This window comes from Pseudomonas sp. K5002, assembly GCF_013386655.1.
Classification (GTDB): domain Bacteria; phylum Pseudomonadota; class Gammaproteobacteria; order Pseudomonadales; family Pseudomonadaceae; genus Aquipseudomonas.
Genome location: NZ_JACARK010001734.1, coordinates 1 through 324, shown reverse-complemented (window position 1 = coordinate 324; position 324 = coordinate 1). Strand labels below are relative to the sequence as shown.

Here is a 324-nt window from a genome sequence, read left to right as displayed (position 1 = left end):
AGCAGGTGTGGCCCGGCCTTGAGCAAGGCCACTACGATGACGACGATCACGGCGAGGGTGGCCTGCAACGGCGACCAGCCCAACCCCAGCAGCCCGCTGACACCTGCCGCTCCGACGATCCCGCCCAGGCTGAACAGCCCGTGGAAGCCCGACATCATGGTCTTGCCGCTGGCTCGTTCGACCATCACCGCTTGCAGGTTGACCGTGGAGTCCACCGTGCCCAGGCCGGCACCAAACACAAACAGTGCGGCCATCAGCAAGGGAATCGAGGTGACGGTGGCCAGCATCGGCAGGCCCAGGCAGATCAGGAGGGTGCCGCCGGTG

1 pseudogene is annotated in these 324 nt (G+C 66.7%); it reads right to left on the bottom strand.

From position 1 onward, the window contains the following. Positions 1 to 324 (bottom strand): annotated as a pseudogene (locus HX846_RS38990) (MFS transporter); the annotation flags it as partial.